At 44.1% G+C, this 13,899-nt stretch carries 10 protein-coding genes; 1 reads left to right on the top strand and 9 read right to left on the bottom strand.

The annotated features are described in order from the left end of the window. Positions 1 to 66: 66 nt before the first annotated feature. The 6 genes from rho to CSV73_RS12680 all read right to left on the bottom strand — a co-directional run bounded on the left by rho (position 67) and on the right by CSV73_RS12680 (position 5,976). Positions 67 to 1,347, bottom strand: a complete 1,281-nt coding sequence (rho, locus tag CSV73_RS12705) for a transcription termination factor Rho (protein ID WP_085132696.1) — start codon at positions 1,345 to 1,347, stop codon at positions 67 to 69. Positions 1,348 to 1,507: 160 nt separating this feature from the next. Beyond that, a complete protein-coding gene (glpX, locus tag CSV73_RS12700; protein ID WP_085132695.1) occupies positions 1,508 to 2,473 on the bottom strand; it encodes a class II fructose-bisphosphatase in 966 nt (321 codons plus the stop codon). 137 nt (positions 2,474 to 2,610) lie between these two features. Beyond that, positions 2,611 to 3,888 (bottom strand): UDP-N-acetylglucosamine 1-carboxyvinyltransferase, encoded by a 1,278-nt coding sequence (locus CSV73_RS12695; protein ID WP_099627786.1) that lies wholly within the window; start codon positions 3,886 to 3,888, stop codon positions 2,611 to 2,613. 20 nt (positions 3,889 to 3,908) lie between these two features. After that, positions 3,909 to 4,556 (bottom strand): fructose-6-phosphate aldolase, encoded by a 648-nt coding sequence (gene fsa, locus CSV73_RS12690; RefSeq protein WP_085132693.1) that lies wholly within the window; start codon positions 4,554 to 4,556, stop codon positions 3,909 to 3,911. A gap of 96 nt (positions 4,557 to 4,652) precedes the next feature. Beyond that, entirely contained in the window at positions 4,653 to 5,510 is an 858-nt protein-coding gene (locus CSV73_RS12685) for a class II fructose-bisphosphate aldolase (RefSeq protein ID WP_085132692.1), read from the bottom strand. Positions 5,511 to 5,607: 97 nt separating this feature from the next. After that, on the bottom strand, positions 5,608 to 5,976 hold the full coding sequence (locus tag CSV73_RS12680; RefSeq protein WP_085132691.1) for a response regulator: 369 nt from the start codon (positions 5,974 to 5,976) through the stop codon (positions 5,608 to 5,610). A gap of 232 nt (positions 5,977 to 6,208) precedes the next feature. On the opposite strand from CSV73_RS12680, the gene CSV73_RS12675 reads away from it, so the two are divergent. Then, positions 6,209 to 6,736, top strand: a complete 528-nt coding sequence (locus CSV73_RS12675) for a DUF2529 family protein (RefSeq protein ID WP_085132690.1) — start codon at positions 6,209 to 6,211, stop codon at positions 6,734 to 6,736. Between the two features lie 568 nt (positions 6,737 to 7,304). Here CSV73_RS12675 and CSV73_RS12670 read toward each other — a convergent pair. From CSV73_RS12670 to icmF, 3 genes are all read right to left on the bottom strand, one after another. Next, complete coding sequence (locus tag CSV73_RS12670) at positions 7,305 to 8,906, bottom strand: CTP synthase (protein ID WP_085132689.1); 1,602 nt, start codon at positions 8,904 to 8,906, stop codon at positions 7,305 to 7,307. Positions 8,907 to 9,075: 169 nt separating this feature from the next. Then, entirely contained in the window at positions 9,076 to 9,639 is a 564-nt protein-coding gene (gene rpoE / locus CSV73_RS12665; RefSeq protein WP_099627785.1) for a DNA-directed RNA polymerase subunit delta, read from the bottom strand. Positions 9,640 to 10,579: 940 nt separating this feature from the next. Then, complete coding sequence (icmF, locus tag CSV73_RS12660; protein WP_099627784.1) at positions 10,580 to 13,837, bottom strand: fused isobutyryl-CoA mutase/GTPase IcmF; 3,258 nt, start codon at positions 13,835 to 13,837, stop codon at positions 10,580 to 10,582. Between the last annotated feature and the right edge of the window lie 62 nt (positions 13,838 to 13,899).

Genomic DNA, 13,899 nt, shown 5'->3' with positions numbered 1-13,899 from the left:
TATGAGTACACACATTACTTTTTTATGTTGGATTAAGATTGAAAATCAACTTTCAATCTTAGTACATCAGATGAGTCCCTTACCTTTTTTTGCTTTCATTTCTTCGTTAAGCTTGTTGAAGAATTCTTCGTTGTTTTCGGACTGGCTCAATTTTTTCATGAAGCGTTCGGTGAAGTCGTGGGAATCTGAAAATGTTTTTCTAATGGCCCACAATTTTTCCAAGTTGTCTTTCGGAATGAGTAGTTCTTCTTTTCGTGTGCCGGAGCGACGGATATCGAGTGCTGGGAAGATTCTGCGTTCGGCTAGGTTACGGTCTAGGTGTAGCTCCATGTTGCCGGTTCCTTTAAATTCTTCGTAGATGACTTCGTCCATGCGCGAGCCGGTTTCGACTAGGGCTGTGGCAAGGATGGTTAAGCTTCCGCCTTCTTCGATGTTACGTGCAGCACCAAAGAATCTCTTTGGTCGGTGGAAAGCCGCTGGGTCGATTCCTCCAGACAGTGTGCGTCCGCTTGGTGGGATGACCAAGTTGAATGCGCGTGCCAACCGTGTGATGGAGTCCATTAAGATAATGACGTCGCGTTTACTTTCGACGAGACGCATCGCGCGCTCAAGTACGAGTTCAGCCACTTTGACGTGGTTTTGAGGTACTTCATCGAATGTGGAACTGACTACATCTGCTTTAACAGAACGTTCGATGTCCGTTACTTCTTCTGGACGTTCGTCGATCAGTAGTACAATGAGTTCCGCGTCAGGATGATTTGTTGTAATCGAATTGGCAATTTCTTTCAGCAACATCGTTTTACCGGCTTTCGGAGGCGCGACGATTAATCCACGTTGACCAAATCCGACTGGCGAGACGAGGTCCATGATACGTGTGGAAACATTGCTCTTTGACGTTTCCAAATTAATTTGACGATCCGGATACAAAGGTGTCAATGCCGGGAAATGAACGCGTTCGCGTGCAACTTCCGGATTTTGCCCATTGACCGCTTCCACTTGTAATAAACCATAGAAACGTTCGTTTTCTTTTGGCGGACGGACTTTACCTGTTACTTTGTCACCGTTACGCAGATCAAAGCGACGGATTTGAGATGCTGAGATGTAGATATCTTCTGAACTGGATGAGTAATTAATAGGACGTAGGAATCCGTATCCTTCAGATTGAATAATTTCGAGGACGCCTTCCATGAAGAAAAAGCCTTCTTGTTCGGCGCGGGATTTTAATATAGCGAAGACCAATTCTTTCTTTGTCAGTTTGCTATAGTTGGTAATCTTAAACTGCTTTGCAAGAGAGTATAACTCTTTAAGCGTCATATTCTCAAGGTCCGCAAGGGTAATCATTGTCATCTATGCGTACACCACTCTTCATTTATTGTATGGGAAATTCGGCATAGTAAATAGAAAGGAAAGTACATGGTGTACTTCCTTTCCTTCAGTAGCCGGACATTATGGATCTAGATAGTTTTAGGAAATAGAAACCCGGCTGTGACGCCGGGTATTGAGGGAGTTAGTCTTGCATTACGAGAAGAGGTTTTTTCTTCATGCTGTGGCGACCTTCTACGAAACGAATAGTTCCTGATTTCGAGCGCATAACGATCGACTGAGTTCGGCAGTACGAACCTTTAAACTGTACGCCATCCATCAATTCGCCGTCTGTTACGCCAGTTGCTGCGAAAATACAGTCGTCTCCTTTTACCAAATCGTCCATCATTAGCACTTTGTCTACGTCGATGCCCATTTTGATGCAACGTTCTCTCTCTTCATCATTTGAAGGAACGAGACGCCCTTGGATTTCTCCGCCAAGACATTTCAATCCGACCGCTGCGATTACCCCTTCAGGTGCACCGCCTCTACCGAATAAAATATCCACACCTGTATCATCGAACGCTGTGTTAATAGCAGCTGCTACGTCGCCATCTTCGATCAATTTAATACGTGCACCCGCTTCACGAATTTCTTCGATGATTGCTGCGTGGCGTTCACGATTCAAGACAGATGCTACTAAGTCAGATACAGATTTATTTTTCGCTTTTGCTACAGCCTTTAAGTTATCTGTAACGCTTGCGTCGATGTCAATTTTACCAACCGCTTCAGGTCCTACTGCGATTTTGTCCATGTACATATCCGGTGCATTTAGCAAGTTGCCTTTATCTGCAACAGCAAGAACTGCTAATGCGTTCCATCCACCTGCTGCTACGATATTCGTACCTTCGACTGGATCAACAGCGATATCTACAGCAGGTCCGTGGCCTGTTCCAAGCTCTTCACCGATATACAGCATAGGTGCTTCGTCCATTTCACCTTCACCAATAACGACTACGCCTTCCATAGGAATTGTATCGAATACCGTACGCATAGCTTCTGTTGCCGCGTCATCTGCTTCGTTCTTTAAACCGCGTCCCATCCAACGAGCTGCCGCAACGGCTGCTGCCTCTGTTACACGTACTAATTCCATTGATAAACTACGTTCCATAATGTTTTGTTCCTCCTGTTTGCGGTAAGGCGCGTATTGCGTATTACCTTTCATTTGCCTACGTCCGCATCCATCGGCTACTTTCTACGTAATGGATGTGTCGTTTGAGTCCATTATACACGTTTTGACAATTTGCGTCACTCAGAAATTGAAGATGGAGTGAGCACTTTTACTTTATTGATATCGGCACCGAGATTTTGCAGCTTCTCAATAATGTCGCCATATCCACGTTCAATATGTTCAATTTCATGAATTTCTGTTTCTCCGCTTGCTAATAAGCCCGCAATCAATAGCGCAGCGCCGGCACGTAAATCTGTAGCTTCCACTGTTGCAGCTTGTAATTCTGTTGGTCCTGTTATGATGGCTGATCGACCTTCTACTCTACCGTCCGCATTCATTCGACGAAGCTCATCGATTTGTTTAAAACGTGCTGGATAGATCGTGTCTGTCAGAATGGATGAGCCTTCTGCTTGTGTCGACAAAACGCCAAATGGTTGCTGCAAATCTGTCGGGAACCCCGGATAGACGAGAGTTTTCACATCGACGGCATGAAGTTTTTCAGTTTTCGGAATGAAAATCTGTTCTTCACCGACTTCTACTTTCACGCCCATTTCACGAAGTTTCGCTGTAACAGCTTCAACGTGCAACGGAATGACATTATCGATTGTGATGCCATTACCAATTGCAGCTGCCATAATCATATGTGTACCTGTTTCAATACGGTCCGGAATGATGGTATGTTTCGTACCGTGCAAGGTTTCTACGCCTTCGATTCGAATAACGTTCGTTCCTGCACCTTTAATATTCGCGCCCATATTGGAAAGCAAAGTCGCAACATCAATAATTTCAGGTTCTTTCGCAGCGTTTTCAATAACCGTTTTACCTTTTGCTTTAACAGCGGCCAGCATAATATTAATCGTAGCTCCCACGCTGACGACGTCTAAATAAATTTTCGCGCCATACAACTCATCTGCACGCAAATAAATAGCGCCATGTTCATTTTCGACTTTTGCACCAAGTGCTTCAAAGCCTTTTATGTGTTGATCAATCGGACGTGGCCCTAAATGACAACCTCCAGGTAATCCGATGACTGCATGCTTGAACTTGCCAAGCATCGCTCCCATCATATAGTAGGATGCACGAAGTTTTTTGACGTTACCGTTAGGCAATGGCATAGAAATGATTTCAGTTGGATCGATAATCATCGTGCCATCTTTCATTTCCACTTTGCCGCCGATTTCTTCGACGAGCGCCTGCAATGTATAGACATCTGAAATTTCGGGAAGACCTGCAATTGTAACAGGTGAGTCAGCTAGAATAGCAGCAGGAATAAGTGCCACTGCGCTGTTCTTCGCTCCACTCACTCTGATTGTTCCTTGCAGTCGTTTTCCCCCTTTGATTTTATAAACGTCCATTTCAAGCTCCTTTTGTTCTATCACTTATTCGTTCTGGTTTCCCAGTCCTTCAAAAACTGGTCAATTCCTTTAGTTGTCAATGGATGTGCAAACAGACTCTGAAGTACGTTGAATGGAGTTGTTGCAATATGCGCTCCTGCCAGTGCGGCAGCCGTAATATGCTGTGGATGTCTGATGGAAGCTGCGATAATTTGTGTATCTAAGTCGTGAATTGTAAAGATATCCGAGATCGTTTCGATTAATTCTACGCCATTTTGGCCAATGTCGTCTAAACGTCCGATGAACGGTGAAACGTATGTCGCACCTGCGCGAGCTGCAAGCAAGGCTTGATTAGCACTGAAAACGAGAGTAACGTTCGTTTTGATACCTTCTGCTGCAAATACAGAACAAGCTTTCAACCCTTCAGGTGTCATCGGTAATTTCACCGTGATGTTCTCTGCAAGTGCCGCAAGTTTGCGCCCTTCTTCAATCATACCTTCTGCATCTAGAGCGATTACTTCCGCACTGACAGAACCCGGTACGAGTGCTGTAATTTCTTTCAAGCGGTCATGGAATGAAATATTTTCTTTCGCAACAAGCGATGGGTTGGTCGTGACACCAGAGATGATCCCCCAGCTATGCGCTTCTTTAATTTCCTCAAAATTGGCTGTATCTATAAAAAATTTCACGTGTGTTGTCCTCCTAGTTGTTGGCTATTTATTTAGCTAAAAAGCAAAAGAAGGAGACATATTGCGCTCCTCCTTTGTTCTATCGAAATTCTGTAATTACGCTTGCTTTGAACTACCAAACTCACGCATTTTGCCGATTACTGTAGCTTTAATCGCTTCGCGCATTGGTCCAAGGTACTTACGTGGATCATAGACTTCGGAATCTTCGTTTAAGACATCGCGCACAACTTGTGTTCCTTGAATTTGATTTTCTGTGTTGACGTTGATTTTAGACGTACCAAGTGAAATGGCACGTTGGATATCCTTCGTCGGAATACCTGTACCTCCGTGCAACACAAGTGGAATATCTCCTTGTTGTGAAATTTCTTCCATCTCTTCAAACCCAAGATTCGGTTCACCTTTATACGGTCCATGTACAGAACCAAGTGCAGGTGCCAGACAATCTATACCTGTCTTTTCTACAAGCTCTTTACATTCAGCTGGATCTGCATAAATAACGCCGTCCGCAATCACGTCGTCTTCTTGACCGCCTACTACGCCAAGTTCAGCTTCTACCGATACATTATGTTGCTTCGCGAAATCTACCACTTTTTTCGTGATTTCAATGTTTTCTTCAAGTGATTTAGAAGATGCATCAATCATAACAGAAGTGAAACCTGCTTCGATCGCTTCTTTACACTTCTCAAAGCTAGAACCATGATCCAAATGAATCGCTACCGGCACAGTCGTCCCGTAGTCTTCCATTAATCCTTTGACCATCATAACGACTGTTTTGAATCCGCCCATATAACGTGCAGCGCCTTCTGATACACCTAAAATAACAGGTGATTTCTCTTCTTCAGCTGCTTGTAAGATCGCTTGCGTATATTCCAGGTTATTCAGGTTAAATTGACCGATTGCATATCCTTGCTCTTTACCTTGAATCATCATTTCCTTCATCGAGACCAGCGGCATATTAAATTCCTCCTTGAGTTTCCCACGAATTTTATGTGTTTTTATTATATTAATTTCTATCCACTAGCATATCAAATTCATACGCTGATTACTACTATCAGCCGTCTAGTGATTCCAACCTTTTTAAGACACTATCACGCACTTCAAATATATCAAACGGCTTGGTAAAGTGCTGATCAATACCAAGTTTGTTGGCATCTTCTAGTAATTCAATTTCACTGTACGCCGTCATCATCATGACAATTGCGTCAGGTGAGAGGGTTCGGATTTCTCGTAGTACTTCGACCCCATTCATACCGGGCATCTTCATATCAAGTAAAATACAATCTGGATTTTGTTTCTGAACTATTTCTAACGCTTCTTTTCCATTTGATGCAAGCGCTGTCATTATTCCTGTTGGTTTGAAGATTTCCTCCAGTAATAATCGAATCCCTGGTTGGTCATCCACAATTAATAAATGCTTCATCCAAATTTCCCCCATCCCGATCACCTTATTTTACATATTTGATCTAACTCCATCGGTTTAATCCTATTATTATTATAAGTATATAGTGATTCCCGATTTATAGAAATTCACTAATGCTTCTATTTGTATATGTCTTACTATTCAAGAAACTTCTAAAAACTCCTCTATTTTTCGTCAACTATTTTGCACTTCTTTCTTTTCTCACTTATACTGAGCTTTTGGAGGGATTTTCATGAAAATATTGACTACACAAATTAGGGGTCTACTGGAAAGAATAGCAGAAGGACAAGAAGAGTCAATGGAAGAAACTGCTCGTTTATTGGCGCAAGCGGTAGTAGGCGAAGGACGAATCATCTTGGCAGCTTTTGATGAATTGGCGGCTGTTACTGCAACTGCACTAGATGGTGTCGAACCGTTGGATGGAGCTATTCGCTATACAAAAGAGTTAGAGCTGACGACGGCGGATCGTGTATGGTTACTTGTGCGAAAGACAGATCACCCCGAGGCGCTTGAGCTAGCACGGAAGCTTGCAGATCAATTCATCCCGTTTGCTGTGTTGGCTGCCGATAAGGATGATGACGATAATGAACTCGCTTCTCTTGCCTACACGTATATTTCGACAGGTTTGAAAAAAGGATTGATTCCGGGTCCTACGGGCGAAAGAATCGTACAACCCCACGCGCTGGCTGCGTTGTTTGTGTATGAGGCGGTAAAGCTGTCGATTGATGATATGTTGGCGGATGAAGAAGACGGGCTTTAATCTGGGATAGGCTGGCAGTGGTGTTAGGGTGGGGATTTGCGCTACGGAGGGGACGCGTGTCTTATGGGTGGGCGGTGAACCACACCCCTCCGCTGCGCTTTTACTCGCAAAAGCCGTCCTTCGTTACGGCTCTCGCTCCAATCCCTTGCAATGTGAATGGGTGATACTTATCAGGGTCCATTGAAGTTCCGATTGTAATTACTTTTTCTGTTGGACTTTTATTTGAACTTGAACTGAACTAAGTTTAGAGCTAAAGAATATTTGCATACTACTTCCAGTAAGTCGTCTACATCCATCCACTACAAAAGTAGGATTGTAGCGGAAGATGGGGGCGACTCTGGGAGGATCAGCGCGAGTTCAAGACCCCGGACAGATGCCTTAATTTCTGCAAAGTACACAGAAATACGGCAAAGCGAACCCTTCGCTGTTCACTTGGCTTGGGCCGCGCCCTCCAGAACGCGTCCCCCATCTGGAGCGGAAATCCCATGCACTCACTCCACTTTCTTATCTCTAGTCATATATAAAGTCAAAAATGCCCACAGAAGAAAATCTTCTGTGGGCATTTTTTTTAGTTTTTATGCTCAAGCGCCGCGCGGATAAAATCGCGGATCAGTGGTGATGGACGATTTGGACGGGAAGCAAATTCTGGGTGGAACTGGCAAGCGACGAAGTATGGATGATCTTTCATCTCCATAATTTCGATCAAGCGACCGTCCGGACTAATTCCAGAAACGATGAACCCTGCCTCTTCCAATTGCGCGCGGTATGCCAAGTTCATTTCATAACGGTGGCGATGACGCTCGTACACTAACTCTTCGCCATATGCAGCAGAAGCCTTCGTGTTTTCGGCTACTTTACATGGATAAGCACCTAAGCGCAATGTACTGTCTGCTTCGCGTGCTGTACGGCAATCCGGATGGAATGTCGTAATCTGGTGCTCCGTCTCTGTGTCGAACTCAAGTGAATGAGCTGTTTTCAGACCGATGACGTTACGTGCGATTTCAGTAGCCGCTAACTGCAGACCTAAACTGATACCAAAGAATGGAATCTTCTGTTCACGTGCATACGTGATCGCTTCAATTTTACCATCGATTGCACGATCTCCGAAGCCACCTGGTACCAGAATACCATCTACGTCACCAAGAAGTTCCGCAACGTTTTCAGAAGTCAGATCCGCCGAGTTGATCCACTTAATATCGATGTCTGCATCGAACGCGTATCCAGCGTGACGCATCGCTTCTACTGCTGAAATGTATGCATCTTGTAATTCTACATACTTCCCAACTAAACCGATTGTTACTTTTTCTTTTAGTGACTTAACCAATCTCACTAAGTCTTCCACTTCCGAAAGTTCAGGCTGTGGTGTTTCAAGACCCAAGTAATCGACGACTAGCTGATCCATGTTTTGCTCATGCAAACGAAGAGGTACTTCATATAGAGTTTCCGCATCAAGTGCTTCGATCACTTCTTCTGGCTTGATATTACAGAATAATGCGATCTTGTCTTTCATTTCTTGCGGTACTGGATATTCGCTTCGCACAACGATCATATTCGGCTGAATTCCAAGACTACGCAATTCCTTCACACTATGCTGTGTCGGCTTCGTTTTCATTTCCCCAGCTGCATGCAAATATGGAATGAGCGTGTTATGAATGTACATGACGTCATCTTTCGCAAGGTCCGTTTTCAATTGGCGAATAGCTTCAAGGTATGGCAATGATTCGATATCCCCTACGCTTCCCCCAATTTCCGTAATAACAACATCCGCGTTCAATGTTTGGCCCGCACGTTTGATCAATTCTTTAATTTCATTGGTAATATGAGGGATTACTTGAACTGTTGCTCCGTTGTATTCGCCAGCGCGTTCTTTGCGCAATACTAGATCATACACTTTCCCCATCGTTACGTTGGAGTAACGGTTACATTCGATGTCGATAAAACGCTCGTAGTGACCGATATCCAGATCCGTTTCCGCTCCGTCTTCTGTTACGAAAACTTCCCCGTGCTGGTACGGGCTCATCATGCGTGGATCAATATTGATATATGGATCGAATTTTTGGTTCGTTACTTTCAAACCGCGATTCTTGAGTAAACGTCCGAGTGATGCCGCGTTAATACCTTTACCTAAAGAAGAGACGACGCCGCCTGTAATGAAAATATATTTTGTCATGTGTAGTGCCTCCATTTATTCTTTTTCCAAGCTATTAGGGTCGATATACAATCAAAAAAGCGCCCCGTTTGTAGCGTAACTACAATTAGGAGCGCGTATACACGAATTTATGTGTCCTTTTCAGGAGCCCATCCAAATCTTATATTTTTGGGCACTAAAAGTCAAGAAATTATTTCTCTTCCTCGTACTCTTCTTCTTCCTCTTCCTCTTCATCTTCTTCATCGATATCGAGTTCTACTTCAGGAATAACTTCCAGGTCGTCGTCAGGATCGATTAAATCTTCATCAATTTCGACTACTTCCTCTTCTTCCTCTTCTTCGTCGTCTGCGTCATCTTCTTCGCCAAGTTCAACGTATTCCTCATCGAAGATTTCTTCTTCGTCATCATCTTCATCTTCGATATCATCTTCGTCATAATCTTTTTTCTTCTTTTTCTTCTTGCGCACTTTTACGACAGGTGCAGTTTCTTCTTCGATCTGATCCACTGGATACCATTCGCGTAAGCCCCAACGGTTGTCTTGGATCGCAAGGAATCTACCATCGATGTTTAGGTCTGTATAAAATTGAAGCATTTTCGCTTTCAATTCTTTCTCGGTTATACCTGTAAGTTTACGGAACTCTTCCATCAATTCCGCCAACGTAAGGGATTCACGTCGCTCTGTCAGTACTTGGTGCGTAATGTTGATTAACGATTCTTCCAAAAGTTCTTCTTTTGTCATGTCATGGATATTCAATGTATGGCACGTCCTTTCTTCTATCAATCACACGCTGAACCGACCAAGTCAGTTAATGATTTGGTCGATCGACGTTTTTTGTCCTGTAGCATATAAGCATAGTGTACATTATATACGTTATTTCTACCAATATGCTACATTCTTTTACTTCTCTTTATATTTCTATACTCCGTAATGGTCAAATACCCCAGGTAGACCGCCGTAAAGGTAAAAGGGATTACGCCGAGTCCGCTGCTGTAGAAGATGAGTGTAAGTGTAGTTAAAAGAGCTATTATAATTGCATGATAGTACCATCTCACATTCAGCACGTCCCTTTTGTTTGTTGTTCTTATTATACTGACTAACTTACTAAATTATCCACTTTGACGAGGAATGAATTTTATACAACGCGTTGGGTTTCATAGGATACATAAAATAAAGTGGCTGGAATTAGTGTTCAGTAAGGGATTTGCGCTTCGGAGGGGACGCTTTCCTGAGCGTCCGCGGTGAGCCCCTCCTACGCGCCAATCCCTTGCAATGAGAGTCTCTGCTACTAATTTCCACCCACTATAACCAGTTTCAAAATCTATTCTGCACTTGACCTTAAATAAGACCAAAAACAAAAGTATTTCACATTCCATATCTAGTTAGTATTCTGTGTCCTCCCACTCCCTTCGTAAGGATTGAAACGGAAGCTGGGGCGACTCCGGGAGGATCAGCGTGCGCCTTGAGACCCCGGACAGATGCCTTAATTTCTGCAAAGCACACAGAAATACGGCAAAGCGAACCCTTCGCTGTTCACTTGGCTTAAGCCACGCCCTCCGGAACGCGTCCCCAGCTGGAGTTGCAATCCCATGCACTTAGCCCATGCACCTACACTCTGACTTTGACTTTAATCCCATATAAAAAAAAGGATGCCGCCAGAAGTTATGGCTTCTGTGACATCCCCTCTTGAGATGCGTTACATATTACGGCGGTACTGCCCGCCTACTTCATAAAGTGCGTTAGTAATTTGTCCAAGGCTGGCTACTCGCACAGTCTTCATCAACTCAGCGAATACATTGCCTCCTGTAATCGCCACTTCCTGAAGGTCAGCAAGCGCTTGGTCTGCTTCGTCAGCATGCTGAGCTTGGAAAGCGCGCAAGTTGGTAATTTGGGACTCTTTTTCTTGTTGTGTCGCACGGGCCAACTCCATATTATCGATATCTTCCTCAGATGGCGGATTCGGATTCAAGTACGTATTGACGCCGATGATCGGTAACTCTCCTGAGTGTTTTTTCATTTCATAATACATCGACTCTTCCTGAATCTTGCCGCGCTGGTACTGTGTCTCCATAGAGCCAAGTACACCACCACGGTCGTTCAGTCGATCGAATTCTTGTAATACCGCTTCTTCCACGAGACTTGTCATTTCTTCGATAATGTAAGCCCCTTGAAGCGGATTTTCGTTTTTCGACAAGCCGTGTTCTTTCATGATGATCATCTGAATTGCCATCGCACGACGAACAGATTCTTCTGTCGGTGTCGTAATGGCTTCGTCGTATGCATTCGTGTGGAGCGAGTTACAGTTATCTTGCAACGCCATCAATGCTTGTAACGTGGTGCGGATGTCGTTGAAATCAATTTCTTGAGCATGCAAACTACGGCCAGACGTTTGAATATGGTATTTCAACTTTTGACTGCGTTCATTCGCTCCGTATTTGTCACGCATCGTAATCGCCCAAATGCGACGCGCCACGCGACCGATTACCGTATACTCGGGATCCAGGCCGTTCGAGAAGAAGAACGACAGGTTCGGTGCAAAGTCGTCAATATGCATGCCACGGCTCAAGTAATATTCCACATATGTGAAGCCGTTTGCCAGTGTGAACGCTAGCTGGGAAATCGGATTCGAACCTGCTTCTGCGATATGATAGCCCGAAATCGATACAGAATAGTAATTACGAACTTTTTTATCGATGAAATATTGTTGGATATCGCCCATTAGACGCAATGCAAATTCTGTAGAGAAGATACATGTATTTTGCCCTTGGTCTTCTTTCAAAATATCCGCTTGTACTGTTCCACGAACTGTTTGGAATGTCATTTCACGTACTTCAGTGAACTCTGCGACAGTAAGTGTCCGTCCAAGTTCTTCTTCTTTTTTACGTACTTGCTGATCGATTGCGGCGTTCATGAACATTGCTAAAATAATTGGCGCCGGTCCATTGATTGTCATGGAAACAGACGTCATAGGCGAACAAAGATCAAAGCCGTCATAGAGCTTTTTCATATCTTCAAGTGTACAAATGCTCACGCCTGATTCGCCAACTTTTCCGTAGATATCAGGACGCTCATCGGGATCTTCTCCGTATAATGTTACAGAGTCAAACGCTGTGGATAAACGTTTTGCGTCGTCGTCTTTTGAGACATAATGGAAACGACGATTCGTACGTTCAGGTGTTCCTTCCCCAGCGAACTGACGGCGCGGATCTTCGCCTTCACGTTTGAATGGAAAGACGCCTCCAGTGTACGGGAATGAACCAGGAACGTTCTCACTGTATACAAAGCGTAGAATTTCACCATAATCTTTGTATTGTGGCAATACTACTTTCGGCACCTTCAAGCCAGATAGACTCACAGTATTAAGCGTCGTACGGATTTCTTTGTCGCGTATTTTCACGACATATTCATCCTGCTCATAAGACTCTTTCAAAGGCCCCCAGTTTTTCAAAGCACGCTTCGATTCGCTTGTTAATTGCTCTTCGACGCCTTCTTTCAAGCTATTCAATGAATCTAGTAACGCTTCATTGGAATCTGCTTCTTTCACCGCTTCCATCGCACCTTCAAGTTGGAATACGCGACGTGCCAGCTCTGCTTGCTGTTTGGATTTCGCATGGTAGGTACGGATTGTTGAGGCGATTTCACGCAAGTAGTGGCTACGGTCAGGCGGAATAATGACGGTTTGCTTTTGATTCGTCACGAAGTCTGTGTAACTTGTCGTCCAATCAGAATCCGTTGCATTGTTGAGTTTTTCAACTAGCGCTGCAAAAAGTGTGTTGGTGCCTTTATCGTTAAACTGGCTTGCAATCGTGCCATATACAGGCATCGTGTCAAGATCATGATCAAATAGCAAATGGCTACGTTGATATTGTTTGCGTACTTGAATCAATGCATCTTCCGAACCTTTCCGCTCAAATTTATTGATAACAATTAAGTCAGCAAAGTCGATCATATCGATTTTCTCTAACTGTGTCGGCGCTCCAAATTCACTCGTCATCACGTACATCGAAACGTCGGATACATCCGTAATGCGTGCATCTCCTTGCCCAATTCCGCTCGTCTCTACAATTATCAAGTCATAGCCAGCCGCTTTTGTGATATCAAGGACATCATGGATAGCCGTTGTTAACTCTGAACGTGATCCACGTGTTGCCAGACTACGCATGTAGACACGGTTATTAAAGATTGCATTCATACGAATCCGGTCGCCAAGTAAAGCACCGCCCGTTTTTTGCTTCGTTGGATCTACAGAAAGGATTGCCACTCTTTTGTCAGGGAACTCACGCAAGAAACGACGAATTAATTCATCTGTCAAGGAACTTTTACCTGCACCACCCGTGCCTGTGATCCCTAGTACTGGCGTTTGTTTAGACATGGCGCGTGCGCGATCGAGTAATTGCTTCGTCGCTTCATCTTTGTTCAAATGGTTTTCTTCTACGTACGTGATTAAATTCGCTAGGATACCTGGCGTTTCTGCTGTCAGTTGTTCCAGGTTAGCCTCTTCGCTTTCGGGAGTCGTGGAGAAATCCGATAGTTCCATGATTTTATTGATCATACCTTGTAGACCTAGTTTCCGACCGTCTTCCGGTGAAAAGATCCATTCGATACCGTATTCATGCAACTCTTTGATTTCTTTCGGGATGATGACTCCTCCACCACCGCCGAATATTTTAATATGGGAAGCGCCTCTTTCCTTCAACAAGTCATGCATGTATTTGAAATACTCCACATGACCGCCTTGGTAGGAAGACATAGCGATGCCTTGTACATCTTCTTGAATGGCAGCGTTTACAACTTCCTCAACAGATCGATTATGTCCGAGATGAATAACTTCCGCTCCGGTTGCCTGTAATATTCTGCGCATGATGTTGATCGATGCATCATGCCCGTCGAATAAACTAGATGCCGTCACGAAACGAATATGGTGTTTCGGTTTATAGATTTCCTCAGTTACCATTTGCCTTCCACCTTCCGTACATGCTGACCACCGCCACGAATATCTTCATGGCAGAGTCCGCA

This window comes from Sporosarcina sp. P1 (assembly GCF_002743155.1).
In the GTDB taxonomy this organism is placed as follows: Bacteria; Bacillota; Bacilli; order Bacillales_A; family Planococcaceae; genus Sporosarcina; species Sporosarcina ureae_B.
Note: the sequence above shows the minus strand (reverse complement) of the source record. Positions and strands in the feature narration are given on the sequence as shown.